The organism is Pseudomonas sp. UYEF17 (assembly GCF_040546125.1).
Lineage (GTDB): Bacteria > Pseudomonadota > Gammaproteobacteria > Pseudomonadales > Pseudomonadaceae > Aquipseudomonas > Aquipseudomonas putida_Z.
The window spans coordinates 88,522-108,358 of the sequence record NZ_JBEPNE010000008.1 but is presented as its reverse complement, the minus strand read 5'-3'; the positions used below and the strand labels follow the sequence as shown (position 1 = coordinate 108,358).

Genomic DNA, 19,837 nt, shown 5'->3' with positions numbered 1-19,837 from the left:
AGGTACGGCGCAGGTTTCAGGTGCCCAATCAATCGCGCAGGAAGCTTTCCTCGAACGGGTAATGGGTCAACAGCTCATACCCGTCCTCGGTCACCAGCAACTGGTTTTCCAGCTTGATCCCGTCATGCCCACCCACTTCGCCCACATAGGCCTCCACGCACAAGGCCATGCCCGGCTGCAGTTCGCCTTCGTAGCCATAGGACTCGAGGTCTTCCGGGTAACGAATGCTCGGGTACTCATCGCATAGCCCCACCCCATGGAACATCACGCCGTAACGCTGCGCGCGGCAGCTCTCGGGCAAGCGGTGGCCGTTGCGGGTAAGTTCGGTGAAGCGCACGCCAGGCTTGACCATTTCGGCGTTGACATGGATGTGCTCATGGGCAATGCGGTACAGGCGCTTCTGCTCTGCCGTGGGCTCCAGGCCACCGCAGATCCAGCTGCGCGACATGTCCACGCAGAAGCCATATACACCAATCAGGTCGGTGTCGAACGACAACAGGTCACCATCACCGAGCACCCGCGGGCCGGACTCCTGGAACCAGGGGTTGGTACGCGGGCCAGAGCTGAGGATGCGGGTTTCGATCCATTCGCCGCCGCGGCGGATATTGCCGCTGTGCAGCGCCGCCCACACATCGTTCTCGGTGGCCCCGGCACGCATGGCCTGGCGCATTTCGGCCACCGAGGCTTCGCAGGAAGCCACGGCGCAGCGCATGGCGAGGATTTCGTCGGGGCCTTTGATCAGCCGGGCGAATTCGATCACTTCCTGGCCATTGTGCACCTGTACGCCGAGCGCATCGAGGGCGCGCAGGCCGGCGACTTCGATGCGGTCCACGGCCAGGCGGCGGTTGTTGCCGACATGGGTGCGCAGCAGTTCGTCGACCTGGGCGCAGAAGCGCCGGGCGTGCTCCTCGGTGCGGTCACCGGTTTCGAAATAGAAGAACGAAGCGCCACTGCGCAGTTCGCTGACCAGCGGCAAATGCGCGGACAGGTGATCGCAGCCATGGAAATCCCACAGCACCACATGGCCGCTGGCGGCGACGAAACAGGCACGCGCGGGATTGTGGGTGGTCCACAGCTGCATGTTGGTGGTGTCGGTGGCATAGCGGATGTTCAGTGGGTCGAACAGCAGGATGCCACCCAGGTCGCGGGCCACCAGCTGCTCGCGAATACGCTGCAGGCGGTACTCGCGCATGGTTGGCAGGTGCGGCGCCTGCAGGCCGAGGGCAGCCCACTCGGCAAAGGCCAGCGGCGTAGGGCCGATTTCGGTGCGGTCGTTGTCATCGACCGAACCGTCGGCCTTGAGCGCAGCGGCGCGCTGGCGCGACGGGTCGATACGGCGGGCATTGGCGGGGATCGAGAACGGCGATGTCATCATGGCGTGCGGATTTCCTGGTTCTTGTTGTCTGGAAAACAGCGATGCATCGGGGTTGACGTACGCTCCATCGTGCGTTGATGCGCCTGCTCGTTCGATCAGTCCCTTTGAATGAACAGCGGAGCCCCCAATTGCTACCCGAGTCTAGGGCGGGGCTGCGAGCCGATACATCGACATTTTCTAGGGCTTATTGATTACAAAAACTCATGGTCAAGCACGCCCACCCCGATCAGCCCCCGATCAAGATGCCTTCACTGCCGTAATCATCCCTTCAACGCCGCCTCTATCTTGGCCACATCGATCTTGCCCATCTGCATCATGGCCTCGAACGCCCGCTTGGCCGCCGCCCGGTCGGGGTGCCCGATGGCTTCGATGAGGATGCGCGGGGTGATCTGCCACGAAATCCCCCATTTGTCCTTGCACCAGCCGCAGACGCTGGCCTCGCCGCCATTGCCGACAATGGCATCCCAAAAGCGGTCGGTCTCGGCCTGATCCTCGGTGCTGACCTGAAATGAAAACGCCTCGCAGTGCGTGAAGGCCTTGCCTCCATTGAGCCCCACGCAGGGAATGCCCATGACGGTGAATTCGACCGTGATCACGTCGCCCTCCTTGCCCGACGGGTAGTCACTCGGCGCCTTGTGCAGCGCGATTACCTTGCTGTCGGGGAAGACGCTGGCGTAGAAGTTTGCTGCCTCCTCGGCATCATTGTCGTACCAGAGGCAGATGGTGTTCCTGGCAGTCATGGCCTTGCTCCATGAGCGAATGTGAGCCCATGAGTCTAGCCCCGGCAAGCAGGGTGAACTCACAGGATCGACAAGGGGTACTCCACGACATTTGCCTCATTGGCAATGCAGCAAAGCCAAGCCGGGTCCTGCAACATCCTGCAGACATTTCCGACGTCAGGTAGTGAACCCGCCTACAAAAAAACGGTCTTTCGCTGACGGTCAACTCACCGACCGGTTCATCGGCCCAGTCACCGGGCCTACTTTTGTCCTGTTTCAGCGAAGACCCAACATGCCCGATTCCCGCCCAACTGCTTCCGCCCTCACTGCCCTGCGCGGCGGCCTGATCGCCACCCTGGTGGCCCTTGCCGCACCGGTGCACGCCGAAGAGCCTGCCAGCGACGCACGCTGGGTCAGCGACAGCCTGAGCACCTATGTGCGCAGCGGCCCCACCGATGGCCACCGCATTGTCGGTACGCTCAAGTCCGGGCAGAAGCTGACCCTGATCGGCAGCCAGGGCAACTACAGCCAGGTGCGCGGGCAGAACGGCGATGTGGTGTGGATTCTCAGCAACGACCTGCAGTCAGTGCCAGGCCAGAGCGAGCGCCTGCCGCAGCTCGATGCCCAGGTCGCGGACCTGACCGGGCAGTTGAAGAACATCGACGACAGCTGGAAGAGCCGCGTGCAGGGCATGCAGGAAACCCTGGATTCACGCAAGAAGCTGATCGACGAACTGGAGGCGCGCAACAAGGCCCTGAATGAACAGCTAGACCAGAGCCAGTCGCAACTGCGCGATACCCAGGCCCGCCTGGGGGACGAGAACAAGCAGGTGATGATGCGCTACATGGTGTATGGCGGCAGCATTGCCGGCGCGGGCTTGCTGGCGGGGCTGATCCTGCCGGCGCTGACCCGTGGGCGCAGGAAGAACGATCGCTGGTTCTGACTGGGCTTTCCTGCACTGGCCTCTTCGCGGGTAAACCCGCTCCCACAGGTACCGCGCTGGCCTTGAGTCTGTTGGAGATGCTGTGGGAGCGGGTTTACCCGCGAAAGGGCCAGGAAGCGCTTATCTGCTACGTGCCTTGTTGTAGATAGTCTTGGCCTGGTCGGCCGAGGCCTGACACTGCTTCATATCACCCTTGCTCTGAGCATCCTTGGCATTTTGCAGGTGGACTTTGAAGTCATGGGCCATGCCGCCATGCATTGCCTGGCCACTGGCCTTGTCGAAATCCTCAAGTTCCTTGATCTTGGCCGCACAGTTGCTCGCCGGGTCTGCGTGTGCGGCAAAACTGAGGACCGAGGCAATCACCAGCAAGGGTATGCATTTCGTGGATTTCATGGAGCGTTCTCCTGGAAAACCTGAAGGGTCGTCGAGATGACATTGGCTCGACGCAGCAAACAGCATAGTCGGCCATACGCCCCAGCGCCTCGGCTCGGCCCGGGGGCTATGCCCCCTCGGCAAACAGGAAATCGATGAACACCCGCACCCGCAGCGGCATGTGCCGGGCCTGGGGGTAGATCAGCATGAACGGCCGCGAAGTGCCGCCAAACTCGGCGAGCACTTCCACCAGTTCGCCACTGGCCAGTGCGTCCTGCACGGTAAAGCGATAAGCCTGCATCAGCCCGCCGCCATGACGCACCAGCGTGGCGGTGGCGAGGAAGTCGCCCAGGCAGGTGAACCCACCCTGGGTTTCGATCTCCACCTGCTGGCCATCCTGAAGGAAGCTCCACGGCGGGCGGCGGCCACTGCTGGGCAGTTCGAACTGGATGCACTCATGTTGCAGCAAGTCGTGTGGTGTTCGTGGCGTGCCGGCACGGGCCAGGTAGCCCGGCGTGGCCACCACCACCAGTTCGGCATCTTCCAGGCGACGCGCCACCAGCCGCGAATCGGCCGGCTCGCGACCACGAATGGCCAGGTCGAACGGTTCCTCGGCAAAGTCGACGTTGCGGTTGCTGACATGCACATCCACCTGCACCTTTGGGTAACGCTGGCGAAACCGCGGCAGCAGCGGCAATAGCCGGTGATGAGCATAGGGCGTGGGTGCACTGATACGCAGGCGGCCGCTCGGCTCGACCTGCCCGCCCGTGACCTGGCGCTCGGCCTCGACCAGCTGCCCCAGTGCCTGCCGACATTGCTGGTAATAGGCCTGGCCGGCTGCGGACAGGCGCATCTGCCGGGTGGTGCGGACGAACAGGCGCACACCCAGGCGCTCTTCCAGGCGCGCCACGCTGCGGCTGACCGCCGCCGGCGTAACGCCGGCCTCCGTGGCCGCGGCAGTGAAGCTGCCGCTGTCGGCGGCCAGGCAGAACAGCTCCAGGCTGCCCAGTTGCAGATCGTCGAAATGGCGGGTCATGACGGCTCGATTGATTACATGATGTATCGATTGAAATGCCCCGCGCCTCATTTTTCAAGTGCTGATTGCAACCTACAGTGGCTTCACACCGAGCCCATGGCTCACTTCACTGGAGATCATGCACATGAACACGCCACGCACCGTCATCATTACCGGGGCCTCGAGCGGCCTGGGTTTCGCCCTGGCCGAGGCCTTCCTCGAACGCGGCGACAACGTGGTCGGCAACGCCCGCAGCCAGGCCCGCCTTGAGCAAGCCGCCGCCCGCCTCGGCAACCCATCGCGCTTCATCGGCGTGGCTGGCGACATCGCCGAGCTGGGCACGGCGCAGCGCCTGTTCGCCAGCGCCGAGCAAGCCTTTGGCGGGGTCGACCTGCTGATCAACAACGCCGGCATCTTCATTGCCAAGCCATTTGCCGAGTACAGCGAAGCGGATGTCGACGCCCTGGTCGGCACCAACCTCAAGGGGTTCTTCTACCCGGCCCAGGAAGCGGCGCGGATCATGACCAGGCAAGGGCATGGGCAGATCATCGCCATCACCGCCTCCATCGCCTTGCAACCGGACACCCGCGTGCCAGCCCTGCTGCCGGTACTGGTCAAGGGTGGCCTGAACCAGGCGGTGAAAGGCCTGGCGCTGGAACTGGCAGCCAGCGGCGTGCAGGTGAACGCGGTGGCGCCGGGGATCATCGAAACACCGCTGCATGGCGGCAACACACAAGGCATGGGCGCGCTGTCACCCAGTGGCCGCACCGGCTTGCCACAGGATGTCGTGGATGCAGTGTTGTATCTGGCCGACTCACGCTTCGTCAGCGGCGTGATCCTGCCGGTGGATGGCGGTAGCACCGCTGGCACCTGGCACTGACAGAGGAGCGAGAACCATGCCCTATGTCCATATTCGCGTAACCGATGAAGGCGTGAGCGCTGAGCACAAGCGCCAGCTGATCGAACAGACGACCCGCATGCTGCAGCAGGTGCTGGGCAAGCCGCCGGCCAGTACCTTTGTGGTGATCGAGGAGGTACCGACCGATAACTGGGGGGTTGGCGGAGAGACAGTGACCGCGCTGCGGGCCCGAGAGCGGGGTTGAAGCCTGGGGCCGCTGTGCGGCCCTTTCGCGACACAAGGCCGCTCCTACAAGAGGTCGCGTTCCCTTGTAGGAGCGGCCTTGTGTCGCGAAAGGGCTGCAAAGCAGCCCCAGGGCCCTCACTGGCGCAACCGCTCCAACGCCTGCAACACATACCCCGTGGCCCGCTCCACCTGCCCTTCCCGGCAGGCAATGCCCAGTTGACGCCACAACCCCGGCCGCAGCGGCCGGCGGGCGATGCGCCGGTCCAGCTCGGCCGACTCCCCCTCCTGCGGCAGCAGCGTCGCCCCATACCCGGCCCCGACCAGGCTCTTGATCGCATCGTTGTAGTTCAGCTCGATTCGCGGCTCGGGGTACAACCCCGCTGCCGCGAACCACTCGCCGGTCACCCGCGAAAGCTGGGTGCTGCTGTCGTTGAGGATCAACGCCCGCTGCGCCAGCCAGGCCGGCGTGACCTTGGCCGGTGGCTGCCAGTCGGCCGGCACGTAGGCCAGGATCGGGTCGCGCCGCCAGGGCGTAACCGCAAGCCCTTTGCCGGCCACCTGTGGCAAGGCCACCAGGCCGATATCCAGCGTGCCCTCGCGCAAGCGCGCCAACGAGGCCTGGGAGGTCAGCACCTGTACCTGCACATCGATCCCCGGGTGCACCGTACGCAGGTGCTCCAGCGCCTGCGGCAGCAGGTGGGCGATGGCGCCGGTGGAAGCGCCCAGGCGCACCCGGCCGGTCAGGCCCTCGACCTGTCGGCGCACTTCATCCAGCGCAAGGTCGGCGTCGGCCAGCAGGCGACGGGCACGGGCCAGCAGGGTTTCGCCGATGACCGTGGGCCGCACCTGGCCACGGGTGCGGGTAAGCAACGGGGCGCCGATGCGCGCCTCCAGTTCGGCCACGTGCAGGCTGATGGTGGGCGGTGCCAGGTTGAGCTGGCGGGCGGCTTCGGCAAAGGAGCCCAGGTCGGAGATGACCACCAAGGTGCGGAGGCGATCGAGGCTGATTTCGCGCATGGGCCAAACTCATTCAGAAAAGATGAATATATCGATCATCATATTCAAATTTTCTTTACCAGAGCCACAAGCGAGCATAGGCCATCCCTCCCCGACCGGACTTCGACCATGCACACCCCTGTTGTCTTCATCGACGGTGACCAAGGCACCACCGGCCTGCAGATCCATGCCCGCCTGCAAGGCCGCAGCGATCTGCGCCTGCTGACCCTGCCCGAAGCCGAGCGCAAAGACCCGCAACGGCGCCGCGAGGCAATCAACAGCGCCGACATCGCCCTGCTGTGCCTGCCCGACGATGCCGCCCGCGAGGCCGTGGCGGCGATCCACAACCCGCAGGTGCGGGTGATCGACGCAAGCTCCGCGCACCGCACCAGCCCAGGCTGGGTCTATGGCCTGCCGGAGCTCGACGAGCAGCAAGCCGAGCGCATCGCGCACAGCAAGCGCGTCAGCAACCCCGGCTGCTACCCCACCGGCGCCATCGCCCTGTTGCGCCCACTGGTCAAGGCCGGCCTGCTGCCAGCGGATTACCCGCTGAACATCCACGCCATCTCCGGCTATTCCGGTGGTGGCCGCGCCGCAGTCGAACGGCATGAACAGCCCGCCGCCGGCAAAACCCCGGCCCTGCAACTGTACGGCCTGGAACTGGCGCACAAGCACGTGCCGGAAATCCAGCAGCACGCCGGGCTGTCGGCGCGGCCGATGTTCATGCCCGGCTACGGTGCCTACCGCCAAGGCATCGTGCTGAGCATCCCGCTGCAGTTGCGCCTGCTGCCCGGCCAGGTCAGTGCCGAACAGCTGCAGGCCTGCCTGCAGCAGCACTACCAGGGTGCCCGCCACGTCCAGCTGATGCCCCTGCACCAGCACGGCGCAGCGCCAAACCTCGACCCCGAGGCGTTGAACGACAGCAACGACCTGCGCCTGGCGCTTTACGCCAACCCTGAGCATGGCCAGGTGCTGCTGACCGCAGTGTTCGACAACCTGGGCAAAGGTGCCTCCGGTGCGGCGGTGCAAAACCTCGACCTGATGCTCGGTGCATTGCAGGTACAAGGCTGATCGGCAAAACCGGTTAGACTGTACAGCCCGCGCCCGCATGGCGCGGGCCGTCCATCTACCCGCCGGAGCCTGCCCCCCGATGTTCATCCTGAGCCGCCTCGACAGCGTGCCGCCTGAATCTTTCCAGAACCAGATCCGCGAACTGGTGATCCACCACGTCGGCGAACTGAGCAGTGTCGCCATCAGTGCCGACAACCCGCTGTACCCGCTGTACCAGTACGGCGTCGGCATGGAGGTGCACCAGTACCTGCAAGCACTGGACGGCACCCGCGGCCTGGCCGTGACGCTAACCCTGGCGCTGGATGCAGAGGCACCGGACCAATTGCTGGGGTTTGCCCTGTCGCTGCCGGCCGAGGACGACGAACAGGCGTGCGCCCTGGCGTTCCTGGCCGTGCGCGCCAGCCATCGTCGCCAGGGCATCGCCCGCGCCCTGCTGGGCGACCTGCAGGCACGCCATGCCTGCGTCGAGCTGAATGCCTTTGCCAGCCAGGTACCGTGGTTCGAGGCGATGGGCATGCAGGTGGTGGCCGCCAACGGGCCGCAGGTACTGATGAGCAGTACCGGGCGGGCTAGCGGCGCGCTGATCGGGCGGCTGGATATTGCGCCGATCTACCAGACGGCGGAAGTGATGCAGATCCATACCTACCTGCTCAACCAGCAGGGTGAGGATGCGATGATCGAAGCGGAGCAGATGCGGGATGAGCGACTGGACGAACTGACTGCTCAGGCTCAGGAGTGTGTACGGCAGCGCAAGACAGTGCATTGACCCAAGGGCCTGTGGGAGGTTGCCCAGCCCTTTGGGCTGCGCTGTCGCACAGATAACTGAATTCGCAAGCGATCCTCGTACCCTGTGGGAGCGGCTTTAGCCGCGAAGAATCCAACGCGGTGCATGGCACCGGCTGCGCCGGTGTTCGCGGCTAAAGCCGCTCCCACAGGGTCCCTGCTAATTCAATGAGTTATGTGCAGTTCCATGGGAGCGGGTTTAGCCGCGAAGAAGCCCCACTGGCCCCTCAGCCATGCACCCAACGCCGGTGCAGCCCACGCGCCAGGGCATCCAGCAAAAACCCCAGCACCCCGATCAGCAGCACCATTGCCATCAGCTCGGAATACGCCAGCCGGTCGCGGGTATCGAGAATGAAGTACCCCAGCCCCGCACTCACCCCGAGCATTTCGCACGGCACCAGCACGATCCACAGGATGCCGATGGCCAGGCGCACGCCGGTCAGCACATGGCCGATCACCCCGGGCACGATCACCTTGCACAAGGTCTCCCGGCGCGTGGCACTCAAACTGCGGCTCAACTGCAACCAGCGCGGGTCCAGCTGCCTTACCCCGGCCGCCGTGTTCAGCAAGATCGGCCACAACGCGGCAAACGCCAGCAGGAAGTAGATAGGCTGGTCCCCCACGCCCATCAGCATCACCACCACCGGCATCCACGACAGCGGCGAGATCATCCGCAGGAACTGGAACGCCGGTGTGGTCGCAGCCTCCAGGTGCCGGTAGCTGCCCACCAGCAAGCCCAGCGGCACGCCGATCAGCAGCGCCAGCAGCAGCCCGACCAGGATACGCTTGAGGCTCACCAAGATATGCCCGTACACCTCGCCCTGCCCCAGCAACTCGACCAGGCTGGCCAGGGTCGCTGCCGGCGAAAAGCGCGCCGACAGGCCATCGGCCTGGCCGAACAGCGCGACACCGGCCCACCACAACAGCAACAAACCCAGCAACCCGGCCAGCCCCAGGCCGGCATGAACGACATGCGTGCGCATCAGACCGCGAACTCCTCGCTACGCTCGAAGTTATCGGCAATGCCGAACACCGACGGCCCGCCAACGCTGGCGATGGCGTTGCGCACGAAGCGGTCGTCGACCAGGTCGCGGGCGGTCTGTGCCGGGTCCAGGCCGGCCAGGAACGCGCTGTCGCCCTCGATCAGGGTGGTTTTCAGGCGCTTGACCAGCTCTTCGGTGTAGCTAGGGAACGGGTAAGGCTGGAAATCGATGCGCTTTTCGTCCCACTGCTGGTGGCGAATGGCGCCACTGGCAATGTAACCGGCACGGTCCTCGGCGGCCGGGGCCAGCACTTTGCCGAGCACTGCTGGTTCATGCGGGGTGTACTTGTTGGGGCCGGCCTTGGACAACAATGCGGCGGCCTCGGCGCGGTGGTCACGGGTCCAGTGCTGGGCCTTGACGATGGCGTTGACCACCTTCTGCGACCACTCCGGGCGGTTGTTCAGGTCGTGCTCGTGCATGAACACCACGCAGCAGGCGTGGTTGCGCCACACATCGCCGGTAAAGCGCTGCACGCGGCCAACCTTGAGGTTCTCGGCCAGGGCGTTGAATGGCTCGGCGACGATATAGCCAGCGATGCGTTTGCTGGCCAGCGCCGGCGGCATGTCGGACGGCGGCAATACCAGCAGGTTGACTTCGTTGCCGGCCAGCGGCGCATTGGCCGGCTTCGACACCGGGGTCAGGCCGTTGTCGTTGAGCATCTGTTGCAGCACCACGTTGTGGATCGAGTACCAGAACGGGATGGCCACGGTCTTGCCGCCCAGCTGTTTCATGTCGCTGATGTCCGGGGCCACGGTCAGGCCTGAACCGCCCACGTGGTTCCAGGCCACCACCTTGGCCGGCACCTTGCTGCCGTAGCGGGCCCATACGGTCATCGGCGACAGCAGGTGGATGACGTTGACCTGGCCGGAGATGAACGCCTCGATCACCTGCGCCCAGCTGCGCAGCAGTACCGGGCGCTCGGCCTTGATGCCTTCGGCCTCGAACAGGCCGTTGTTGTGCGCCACCAGCAGCGGCGTGGCGTCAGTGATCGGCAGGTAGCCGATACGCACTGGCGCGTCCGGCTCGGCGGCGGCGCGGGCCTGCAGGCTCGACAGCAACGGCAGTGCTCCGGCGGCCGTGAGCATGGCGCCGAGCTTGAGGAAATCGCGACGCGAAGAAGAGGAACAGCAGTCATCCATGCACATGGACAGCCTCCGAGGGCAACGGGGTTGGGGTAGGTTCGACTGTGCGGCTTGCCCGCCGAAGGGTTTTGAGGATTTCGATGCGCAAGGCGCCCAGTTCCTCGACCCGCTGCGTCCGTGGTTGCGGCAGGTCGATGCGCCACTGGCCGAGGGTATGCGCTGGGTGGTTGCCCAGTAGCAGGACCCGGTCGGACAGCAGCAGGGCTTCGTCGATATCGTGGGTGATCAGCACCGCCGCCGTGTTGTGGGTGGCGATCAGTTGCAGCAGCAGTTGCTGCATGTCGGCCCGGGTCACTTCATCCAACGCGCCGAACGGCTCGTCGAGCAACAGCACTTCGGGCTGGCGGGCCAGGCATCGGGCCAGCGCGGTGCGCTGGGCCATGCCGCCGGACAACTGCGCCGGGTACTGGCCGCGAGCATGGGCCAGGCCCACGGCGGCAATCGCATGGTCGATGCGTGCGCGCCGTTCGGCGGCGGCAAGTTTTGGCTGGCGGGCGAAGTCCAGGCCGAAGGCGACGTTCTTCTCCAGGCTCAGCCAGGGCAACAGGCTCGGGTCCTGGAAGGCCACCGCCAGGCGTGGGTGCGGGCCCTGCAGCGGCTGGCCGTGCAGGGTCACGCTGCCACCGCGGGGCTGCTGCAGGCCGGCCAGTACCCGCAGCAGGCTGGACTTGCCGACCCCGCTGGGGCCGAGGATGGTCACCACTTCGCCAGGGGCCAGCTGCAGGTCGAACTGCGCCAGCACCGCCTGCCAGCCACCCTCGCGCGGGTAGCCCAGGCTGATGTCGCGGGCTTCGAGCAACACTTGGCTCATGCCGCGCCCGCCTGGCGTTGCAGTTCGGCGCGCAGTTGCACCAGGCTGGGCGTGACGATCGGCACGAAGGCCGACTCGCGCCAGCGGCGGGCAAAGCCTTCGCCGTACTCGCTGAGGTAGGCCTTGCCACCACTGGCCTGCAACTCCAGTTGCACGGCGTCGGCAGCGCTTTCGGCCAGGGTGATGCGCAGCTTGAACAAGGCTGCCGGCTGCTGCTGGAAGCGGCCATCGAGCAGGCCCTGCTTGAGCTCGCTCACGGTGTTTTCCAGGCGCTCGCCGAGCACCTGGCGTGCTTCGTCGAGGAACGAGGCACGGCCATGCAGGTGTGCCTGCACTTCCGCCAGCGCCCGCCGCGCCAGGCCAATGGCCATGCCGCACTGCAGCGCCAGGAACGCCGGGCGTACCCGGGGCAGGAACTCACGGGCATTTTCGTGCAGCAACCAGCCACGCTGCAATTGCACCTGGTGGAAGGCCAGTGCCGCGGTGTTGCTCGACTGCAGGCCCATCAGTTGCAGGTCGTCGGAGCGCTCCAGGCCCTGCGCGTCGGACGGAATGGCTAGCACGAACGGTGCACCACCGGCTTCGTCTTCGATAGCCGCAGCCACCACGAAGCCGCTTTTGCGCAGGTTGGTCACCCAGTGCAGGCGACCTTCCAGCTGCCAGCCATCGGCTTGCGGGCACCCGCGCACCTGCAACGCTTCGATGCCGGACAGGAACTTCATGGCGTTGGACAGCCCGGTGGCGCCGGCCAGTTCGCCAGTCAGCAGGCGCGGCAGCAGGCGCTCGCGCAGGGGCTGGTTGGGGCTGTGCAACAGGTATTCGATGAAGGCGCGCTGGCCCCAGCAGACGAACGCCGCTGCCAGCGAGCGGCTGGCGATTGCGGCAATGGCCTCGACCGCGTCGGTCACCTGCCCGCCCGTGCCGCCCAGGGCCGGGTCGACACCGACCCGCAGCAGCTGCGATTCGGCGATTTGCGCCAGCACCAGCTGCGGCTCGCACTGGCCGCGGTCAATGGCCTCGGCATTGGCATCCAGCCAGTGTCGAAATGCACAATCTTGCATGGTCTTGCTCCTTTGAAAACGCCGGGGCCGCTTGGCGGCCCATTCGCGGCACAAGGCCGCTCCTACAACGATCGCGGTACGACCGGTGTCACGCGCGGATCATGCAGAAGGTTGCCAGCGGTACTTGCCGAGCTCGTCATTGAGCGGCGTCTGGGCGAACACATTAGCAAAGTTGCACAGGGTTGCGAGGCTCACGCCCAGAATCACCTCCAGGGCGTTGCCTTCGCTGAAACCGGCTGCGCGGAAGGCCTGGTAAGTGGCCTCGCTGACATTGCCACGGGTGGCGATGACTTCGCGGGCGAACGCGGCCAGGGTTTCATACCGGGCATCGGGCAGCTCGCCACGGGCACGCAGGGCATCGACCACCTCCTGCGGCAGCTTGGCCTTGTTCAGGGCCACGGCCGTGTGGCCGGCCACGCAGAAGTCACAGCCATGCTGGGTGGCGGCAATCAGCTGCACCACTTCACGCTCGGCCAGGCTAAGTTCGGCTTTGCCGTTGAGTGCCGAAACGGTCACGTAGGTTTCCAGCGCCGCCGGGGCATTGGCCAGCACGCCCAGCAGGTTGGGGATGAAGCCGGAATTCTTCTGGGCGTTCTCGAGGAACGGACGGGCCGCTTCCGGGGCGCTCTGCAGCGTGTGTAAAGTAATGCGCGAGGACATGGAGTGGTCTCCTTTGATGGGTGTCACTACAGTCTGTTGGTTATAAGAACTACCCTCCATATTCATCAGTCGCCTTTCCTTGCTCTTGAGTCTTTGCATTAGATGATTTCGTCCAGCCACCTTGTCGATTGGTTATTAGAGGGCCTGGAGCTCGATGCCAGCCTGTTCCATGTGGGCCGCTACTGCGGCGGCTGGCACGCCAGCACCCAAGGCATGGGCCGGGCCAGTTTCCACCTGGTGGTGCAAGGGCATTGCTGGCTGCACATCGACGGCCAGCCCGAGGCTCTGCGCCTGGAGGCCGGCGATGCGGTGTTCCTGCTGCGCGACCTCGGCTATCGCCTGGCCAGCGACCAGGACCCGGCCAGTGCCTGCGCCCAGCCACGCCAGCACATGCAGGCCATGGACGCCGATGCGGTCGATGGCGTGGGGCTGGTATGTGGTTTCTTCCACTTCAGGCCGGGCTTGTCGGCGCTGATCGTCGACGGCCTGGCCGACTGGATATTGCTGCGCGCCGATGAACCGGCCGGGCATGCGGCGCGGGCATTGTTCGAGCTGATCCTGGAGGAATGCCGGCGCGCCACCGGGCCGTCACAGGCGTTGCTGGAGCGGCTGACGCACTTGTTATTCCTGTATGTGCTGCGCCAGCAGGTGCATGCCGGGCAATCGCTGGGCGGGCTGGTAGCCCTCGCCCGGCAACCGGCGTTTGCCGGGTTGCTGGAGCAGCTGATCGAGCAACCGGGGCAAGCGTGGACGCTGGAAAGCATGGCCGCCTGCACCGGGTTGTCGCGGTCAGCGTTTTTCAAGCGTTTCAATGAACTGGCGGGGCAGTCGCCGGGGCAAGTACTGCTGGCGTTGCGCATGCGCCATGCCAGCCAGTTGCTGCGGGCGGGGCATACCGTGGAGCAGGTCGGGGCACAGGTGGGGTATCAGTCGGTGGCGGCGTTTACCCGGGCGTTCGCCAAGGCGGTGGGGGTGCAGCCGGGGGCGTATCGGCGGCAGCATGAGGGGCGTTAGCCTACACTGGCCTCTTCGCGGGTGAACCCGCTCCCACAGGGATATCAAAATCTCTGGAACTTGTGGGGTACCTGTGGGAGCGGGTTTACCCGCGAAGAGGCCGGCACTGGCAGCAGATTCAGACCTGACTGACCGGAATATCCCCTGCCCCTTTACCCTCCCGCCGCTCACCCATCCAGGCATTGACCTTCTGCCCGAACTCGGCCGGCGCCTTGCGCCCGAACCGCCGCGCCAGATCAAGGATGGTCTGCTGCGCCAGGGCCTCTTCCATGCGCTTCTGCGCACCCAGCATCACCGCATGGATCGCGCAGGTGCCCTCGGTCGCCCAACCCGGCGGCGAACCCTCGAACAGGCTGCAACGCTCGCGAACTTCGCGGCAGTCGAAGATCTTCTTTGGCCCATCGATGGCATTGACGATATCCAGCACGGTGATTTCATCCGACGGCCGCGCCAGTCGGAAGCCGCCACGCACGCCCTCGGTGGCGGCCACCAGCCCGGCACGAGCCAGCTTGGTAAAGACCTTGGCCAGGTACTCCTGCGGTACACCCTGCAACTCCGCCAGGTCGCGCACGCTGGACTCGCGCGAGTCGCCCCGCTCGTCCACCAGGAACAGCAGGCAATGGATACCGTATTCGACGCCAGCACTGTAGAGCGACATATCTATCTCCGACCAATCTTGTCGCAAATAATACGCCGATAGCATCCGCACCGCAAAGCGCAAAGCTGCCACCGGTCGGCCTTGTTTTTCCCTTAAGCCCAGTAAATACAGCTATTCGAGCCGCGAAATGGTGATGCGGAGTGTCGGCATGTGGAAAAAAAGACTTGCACGCACAAACTACGATCAATACAGTCGTAGTTATTCGAGAGGCACACAACCCGCCCTCGAAGTCCCTTTCGAACCTTGCGGAGCACCTTCATGAAATCGAACATCCTCATCATCGGTGCCGGCTTTGCCGGTGTATGGAGCGCCCTGAGCGCTGCGCGCCTGCTCGATCAGGCCCAGCGTGCCGACATCAACATCAGCGTCCTCGCTCCACAGCCTGAACTGCGCATCCGCCCGCGCTTCTACGAGGCTGACGTGCACGGCATGAAGGCCCCGCTGGGCGAGCTGTTCGAAGCCGTGGGCATTCACTTCATCCCGGGCAACGCCGACAGCATCGATACCGAAGGGCGCAGCGTCAGCTACACCGACGCCCAGGGGCACCGGCAACAGATCGCCTACGACCGCCTGATCCTTGCCGCCGGCAGCCAGGTCGCACGCCCGGCAGTGCCTGGCCTGGCCGAACATGCATTCGATGTCGACCAGATGGAATCGGCCATGCGCCTGGAACAGCACCTGGTCGGCCTGGCCACCCTGCCCGCTTCGCCTGCACGCAACACCGTGGTGGTCTGCGGTGGTGGCTTCACGGGTATCGAAACCGCTACGGAAATGCCTGCCCGCCTGCGTGCCATCCTCGGCGCCAGTGCAGCGGTGCGGGTGGTGGTGGTCGACCGTGGTGCGCAAGTTGGTGCGGCGCTGGGCGCCGGTATCACGCCGTCGATCATCGCCGCCTGCGAACAGGCCGGGGTCGAGTGGAAGGCGGGGGCTTCGGTGGTGGCTGTCGATGCCGGCGGCGTTACCCTGGACAATGGCGAGCATATCGCCAGCAACACCGTGATCTGGACCGTTGGCGTGAAGGCCAGCCCGTTGACCGCACAGGTTGCCGGCGAGCGCGACAACTTCGGCCGGCTGAAAGTGGACGGCCACCTGAAGGTGCTGGGCCAGGACCATGTGTACGCCACGGGCGACACCGCCTGGGCCGCTGTGGACGAACTGGGCAACCACGCCCTGATGACCTGCCAGCACGCCATCCCCATGGGCCGCCACTCCGGCAACAACGCCGCGGCCGACCTGCTCGGCCTGCAGCCGGTGGTGTACCGCCAGCCCAAGTACGTCACCTGCCTGGACCTGGGCGAATGGGGCGCGACGTTCAGCGAGGGTTGGGAGCGCGAACTGAAGCTGCACGGCCAGGAAGGCAAAGACCTCAAGCGCCAGATCAACTCGGTGTGGATCTACCCGCCAGCGGCTGATCGCGCCTTGGCACTGGCCGCTGCCGACCCGCTGATCGCGATCGTCTGACCGCAGCAAACTGACAAAACCGCCACCTGTTGGCGGTTTTGTCTTTTGATGTCATGACATGAAATGACTGTCCGAAAATGATGGCCATATGGCATCATTCAAATCAAAAAGAATTCAAGAGGGTGAAGCACACAACTTAATCCGCAGCGCTTCCAGAGCCTGGCGCCACACCCGGTGACCCGGCCATCCGCCCAAGCTCCTGAGGGCCTGCACGCCACCGTCAAGGAGGATGTCATGCAATTAAGGAATTTGAAGATCGGCATTCGCGCTGCCTGCGTGTTCGCCCTGTTGGGTATCCTGGTCCTGTTCATGGGCCTTGCCGCACTTTATGAAACCCGGCAGATGGACAAGGCCACGGACGAAATCCGGGACAACTGGATGCCCGCCGTGGTGGCCCTGAGCGAAATCAGCAGCAACCTTGGTCGCGCCCGCGCCCTCACCCTGCGTACCGCACTGGTCGACAACCCCAGCGAACGCAGCCGCAACCTGCAGTTGCTCGACGGCACCAATGCCGAGATGACGGATGGCCTGAAGGCATACGAAGGTACCATCACCGCCGCCGATGACCGCGCCCTGTTCGACACCTTCAATAGCGCGCACCAGCAATACCTCGAGCTGCAAGCACGCGTACTGCAGGACATTGTTGCTGGCCGCATGGAAGCCGCCAGGCAGCAGATCAACGGCCCCCTGACCCAACGCGCCGACAGCATGATGCAGGCCATGGCGGCGCTGATCGCCTACAACGGCAAAGGTGCCGAACAGGCCTCGCAGCTCAGCAGCGACGTGGCTGACGAAGCGTTCACCGCGATCATTGTCTCGCTGCTGGTGATCATGCTGGCCCTGGTCGCCATTGCCACCCTGCTCACTCGCAGTATCGTCGTGCCGCTGGCCGATGCGGTGAGCGTGGCCGAACGCGTGGCGACCGGCGACCTGACCCAGGACATCCGTGTAATCGGCCGCGACGAGCCAGCCTTGCTGCTGCGCGCCCTGGGCCGCATGCAGGGCAGCCTGCGCGACACCATCCGCAAGATCGCCGCCTCGTCCGACCAGTTGGCCTCGGCTTCGGAGGAACTGCACACCGTCACCGAAGACACCAGCCGCGGCCTGCACCAGCAAAGCGCGGAGATCGACCAGGCGGCCACCGCCGTCAACCAGATGACTGCGGCGGTCGAGGAAGTGGCGAACAATGCCGTCAGCACCGCCGACGCCTCGAAGGGCGCCGACCAGACCACCCGTGATGGCCGCGACCGGGTCAACCAGGCGCTGGCGTCCATCCAGCATCTGGTGGCTGACGTGACCGGTACCTCGACCGAGATCGAACAGCTGGCCAACAATGCCAACGAGATCAGCCGCGTGCTGGACGTGATTGGCGCGATTGCCGGGCAGACCAACCTGCTGGCGCTGAATGCCGCCATCGAAGCGGCCCGCGCCGGCGAGGCGGGCCGTGGCTTTGCCGTGGTGGCCGATGAGGTACGCGCCCTCGCCCACCGTACCCAGCAGTCGACCGCCGAAATCGAGCAGATGATTGCCGGCATCCAGAACGGTACCGAGCGGGCGGTGACGGCGATGCACAGCAGCCAGGGCCGCGCCAGCGGCACGCTGGAGGTGGCGCAAGGCGCCGGTCAGGCGCTGGAGGTGATTGCCGAGGCGATTGCCTCGATCAACCAGCGCAACCTGGTCATTGCCAGCGCTTCGGAGGAACAGGCGCAGGTAGCGCGGGAGGTGGACCGCAACCTGGTGAACATTCGCGACCTGGCGATGCAGACATCGGCGGGGGCCAACCAGACCAGTGCGGCGGCGCAGGATCTGTCGCGGTTGGCGGTGGACCTGAATGGCCTGGTGGCGCAGTTCAAGGTTTGAGCTGAAATAGCCGGGGCCGCGTTGCGGCCCATTCGCAGCGCAAGGCTGCTCCTACATGCAACGCGATTCCTTTGTAGGAGCAGCCTTGCGCTGCGAATGGGCTGCAAAGCAGCCCCTGTTACAGCAACGCCAATCTATCAGTCATTGACACTCACAACCCGCCCCGCCTTCTCGGCAGCCTTGCCCCGGGTCGCCAGGCAGTAATACAGCGGCACCGTCACCAGCAGGCCGAACAGCCACGACAGGTCAGCCCCTTCGACGATATTGGAATACGGCCCCACATACAGCGACGTATTGGCAAACGGCAGCTGCACCAGGATGCCGCAGGCATAGGCAATGATCGCGTGGTGGTTGAAGCGGCCATAGATGCCGCCGTCGGCACTGAAGATCGAGGCGATGTCGTACTGGCCCTTCTTGATCAGGTAGAAGTCGATCAGGTTGATCGACGCCCACGGCACCAGCACCAGCAGCAGTGCCAGGATCAGGCCGATGAACTGGCCGATGAAGTCCGCCGAGGCATTCAGCGCGACCATGCCGCAGCCCATCAGAATCACCGCAGCCAGCACCACCCGCACCTTGATGCTCGGCGTCCACTCGGCGATGAAGGTCTGGATCGCGGTCACGATCGACAGCACCGCGCCATACAGGTTGAGGGCGTTGTGGCTGATGATGTTGAGCAGGAACAGCACCATCAGGATCGGGCCCAGCCAGCCGGTGGCCTGCTTGACAGCGTCCATCGCATCGGTGCCTTCCGGCACGCACAGCACCGCCACCGCACCAAAGCTGAAGCACAGGATGGTGCCCAGGGTAGCGCCGAAGTAGGTGGCCCAGAACGGCTTGGCAATGCCCACTTCACGCGGCAGGTAGCGCGAGTAGTCGGAGGTATACGGCGAGAAGCTGATCTGCCAGATGGTGCCCAGCGACACGGTGGCGATGAAGCCCGACAGGTTGAACGCGCCACGGCTGAAGAAGTCGGCCGGCAGTTCCTGGGCGAACATCATGATGAAACCGGCCAGCAACGCCGAACCCATCACCCAGGTACCGATGCGGTTGAGGATGTGGATGAAGCGGTAGCCGATCACGCCAATGGCGGTGGCACTCAGCGCACCGATCACGATCGCGCCCGGCATCGGCACGCTCGGGGTGATGCCGTGGATGGTCTTGCCCGCCAGGACGATGTTGGAAATGAAGAAACCGACATAGATCAGCGCGGTGAAGAACACGATCAGCAAGGCGCCGTAGCGGCCGAACTGGCCACGGCTCTGCACCATTTGCGGAATGCCCAGCTGCGGTCCCTGCGCAGAAGCAAGGGCAATGACCACGCCCCCGACCAGATGGCCCAGCACGATGGCGACCAGGCCCCATAACAGGTTCAGGTGGAACACCTGGACCACCATGGCGCCGGTGACGATGGGCAGTGGCGCGATGTTGGTACTGAACCAGAGGGTGAACAGGTCGCGCGCCTTCCCGTGGCGCTCGGCAGGTGGAACGTAATCGACCGTGTGATTCTCGACAAACTGGTGTTGCGACGACGGTTGGGACATAGGATTCAGCTCGAAAGGTCGTTTTTATCTTTGTAAGGAAACCGCATCTAGGCGGCCTCTCAGCTGCGGACCATATTATGGTATTCCAAACTTTTGACAACACTGATCCGTAGGAAAAAACGCCCACTGATCCGCTCGCGCAACCCCTGCGGCAAACCGCCTCACCGCTCAAAGCCACGGTATACGAGGGCTTGAGCCGTTCATCGCGCAATACCCTCGCTTGAA

20 protein-coding genes are annotated in these 19,837 nt (G+C 64.7%); 8 read left to right on the top strand and 12 right to left on the bottom strand.

Annotated features, from left to right (window positions below):
- Positions 1-28: 28 nt before the first annotated feature.
- A complete protein-coding gene (dddP, locus tag ABIB24_RS14835; RefSeq protein WP_354316787.1) occupies positions 29-1,375 on the bottom strand; it encodes a dimethylsulfonioproprionate lyase DddP in 1,347 nt (448 codons plus the stop codon).
- A gap of 260 nt (positions 1,376-1,635) precedes the next feature.
- Positions 1,636-2,115 (bottom strand): VOC family protein, encoded by a 480-nt coding sequence (locus ABIB24_RS14830; RefSeq protein WP_354316785.1) that lies wholly within the window; start codon positions 2,113-2,115, stop codon positions 1,636-1,638.
- Between the two features lie 271 nt (positions 2,116-2,386).
- Between ABIB24_RS14830 and ABIB24_RS14825 the strand changes: the two genes are divergently transcribed.
- Positions 2,387-3,037: a TIGR04211 family SH3 domain-containing protein gene (locus tag ABIB24_RS14825; protein WP_085692793.1), complete on the top strand. Its 651-nt coding sequence runs from the start codon at positions 2,387-2,389 to the stop codon at positions 3,035-3,037.
- A gap of 120 nt (positions 3,038-3,157) precedes the next feature.
- Here the strand turns inward: ABIB24_RS14825 and ABIB24_RS14820 are convergent, their stop codons facing one another.
- Both ABIB24_RS14820 and ABIB24_RS14815 read right to left on the bottom strand, forming a co-directional pair.
- A complete protein-coding gene (locus ABIB24_RS14820; protein WP_025338805.1) occupies positions 3,158-3,430 on the bottom strand; it encodes a PA2433 domain-containing protein in 273 nt (90 codons plus the stop codon).
- A 106-nt stretch (positions 3,431-3,536) separates the two neighbouring features.
- On the bottom strand, positions 3,537-4,445 hold the full coding sequence (locus ABIB24_RS14815; protein ID WP_003259239.1) for a LysR family transcriptional regulator: 909 nt from the start codon (positions 4,443-4,445) through the stop codon (positions 3,537-3,539).
- Between the two features lie 124 nt (positions 4,446-4,569).
- On the opposite strand from ABIB24_RS14815, the gene ABIB24_RS14810 reads away from it, so the two are divergent.
- Positions 4,570-5,304, top strand: a complete 735-nt coding sequence (locus ABIB24_RS14810; protein WP_137163700.1) for an SDR family NAD(P)-dependent oxidoreductase — start codon at positions 4,570-4,572, stop codon at positions 5,302-5,304.
- A gap of 16 nt (positions 5,305-5,320) precedes the next feature.
- Complete coding sequence (locus ABIB24_RS14805; RefSeq protein WP_025338803.1) at positions 5,321-5,527, top strand: tautomerase family protein; 207 nt, start codon at positions 5,321-5,323, stop codon at positions 5,525-5,527.
- A gap of 116 nt (positions 5,528-5,643) precedes the next feature.
- On the opposite strand, the gene ABIB24_RS14800 is transcribed toward ABIB24_RS14805, so the two are convergent.
- The gene (locus ABIB24_RS14800) at positions 5,644-6,525 is read right to left on the bottom strand and encodes a LysR family transcriptional regulator (RefSeq protein WP_025338802.1); all 882 of its coding nucleotides are present in this window, start codon (positions 6,523-6,525) and stop codon (positions 5,644-5,646) included.
- A gap of 108 nt (positions 6,526-6,633) precedes the next feature.
- Between ABIB24_RS14800 and argC the strand changes: the two genes are divergently transcribed.
- Positions 6,634-7,575 carry an N-acetyl-gamma-glutamyl-phosphate reductase gene (gene argC, locus ABIB24_RS14795; RefSeq protein ID WP_013973018.1) on the top strand — a complete coding sequence of 314 codons (942 nt, stop codon included), beginning with the start codon at positions 6,634-6,636 and terminating at the stop codon, positions 7,573-7,575.
- A gap of 79 nt (positions 7,576-7,654) precedes the next feature.
- On the top strand, positions 7,655-8,341 hold the full coding sequence (locus ABIB24_RS14790) for a GNAT family N-acetyltransferase (protein WP_025338801.1): 687 nt from the start codon (positions 7,655-7,657) through the stop codon (positions 8,339-8,341).
- Between the two features lie 244 nt (positions 8,342-8,585).
- Here the strand turns inward: ABIB24_RS14790 and ABIB24_RS14785 are convergent, their stop codons facing one another.
- The 5 genes from ABIB24_RS14785 to ABIB24_RS14765 all read right to left on the bottom strand — a co-directional run bounded on the left by ABIB24_RS14785 (position 8,586) and on the right by ABIB24_RS14765 (position 13,075).
- Positions 8,586-9,341: an ABC transporter permease gene (locus ABIB24_RS14785; protein WP_274120796.1), complete on the bottom strand. Its 756-nt coding sequence runs from the start codon at positions 9,339-9,341 to the stop codon at positions 8,586-8,588.
- Positions 9,341-10,546 (bottom strand): ABC transporter substrate-binding protein, encoded by a 1,206-nt coding sequence (locus ABIB24_RS14780; protein WP_085591593.1) that lies wholly within the window; start codon positions 10,544-10,546, stop codon positions 9,341-9,343. The genes ABIB24_RS14785 and ABIB24_RS14780 overlap by 1 nt, the downstream gene beginning before the upstream one ends.
- Positions 10,533-11,354, bottom strand: coding sequence for an ABC transporter ATP-binding protein (locus tag ABIB24_RS14775; protein ID WP_025338798.1), 822 nt, complete (start codon positions 11,352-11,354; stop codon positions 10,533-10,535). The genes ABIB24_RS14780 and ABIB24_RS14775 overlap by 14 nt, the downstream gene beginning before the upstream one ends.
- Positions 11,351-12,415: an acyl-CoA dehydrogenase family protein gene (locus ABIB24_RS14770; RefSeq protein ID WP_137163695.1), complete on the bottom strand. Its 1,065-nt coding sequence runs from the start codon at positions 12,413-12,415 to the stop codon at positions 11,351-11,353. Before ABIB24_RS14770 ends, ABIB24_RS14775 begins: the two co-directional genes overlap by 4 nt.
- Before the next feature lie 99 nt (positions 12,416-12,514).
- Positions 12,515-13,075 (bottom strand): carboxymuconolactone decarboxylase family protein, encoded by a 561-nt coding sequence (locus ABIB24_RS14765; protein ID WP_003259243.1) that lies wholly within the window; start codon positions 13,073-13,075, stop codon positions 12,515-12,517.
- A 102-nt stretch (positions 13,076-13,177) separates the two neighbouring features.
- On the opposite strand from ABIB24_RS14765, the gene ABIB24_RS14760 reads away from it, so the two are divergent.
- Positions 13,178-14,089: an AraC family transcriptional regulator gene (locus ABIB24_RS14760; RefSeq protein WP_274079124.1), complete on the top strand. Its 912-nt coding sequence runs from the start codon at positions 13,178-13,180 to the stop codon at positions 14,087-14,089.
- A gap of 118 nt (positions 14,090-14,207) precedes the next feature.
- On the opposite strand, the gene ABIB24_RS14755 is transcribed toward ABIB24_RS14760, so the two are convergent.
- A complete protein-coding gene (locus ABIB24_RS14755) occupies positions 14,208-14,747 on the bottom strand; it encodes an RrF2 family transcriptional regulator (protein WP_003259245.1) in 540 nt (179 codons plus the stop codon).
- Positions 14,748-15,005: 258 nt separating this feature from the next.
- Here ABIB24_RS14755 and ABIB24_RS14750 point away from each other — a divergent pair, with 258 nt between their 5' ends.
- Positions 15,006-16,208 (top strand): NAD(P)/FAD-dependent oxidoreductase, encoded by a 1,203-nt coding sequence (locus ABIB24_RS14750; RefSeq protein WP_286919389.1) that lies wholly within the window; start codon positions 15,006-15,008, stop codon positions 16,206-16,208.
- A gap of 234 nt (positions 16,209-16,442) precedes the next feature.
- Entirely contained in the window at positions 16,443-18,068 is a 1,626-nt protein-coding gene (locus ABIB24_RS14745; protein ID WP_354316777.1) for a methyl-accepting chemotaxis protein, read from the top strand.
- A 137-nt stretch (positions 18,069-18,205) separates the two neighbouring features.
- On the opposite strand, the gene ABIB24_RS14740 is transcribed toward ABIB24_RS14745, so the two are convergent.
- Positions 18,206-19,612, bottom strand: a complete 1,407-nt coding sequence (locus tag ABIB24_RS14740) for a purine-cytosine permease family protein (RefSeq protein WP_274120793.1) — start codon at positions 19,610-19,612, stop codon at positions 18,206-18,208.
- Between the last annotated feature and the right edge of the window lie 225 nt (positions 19,613-19,837).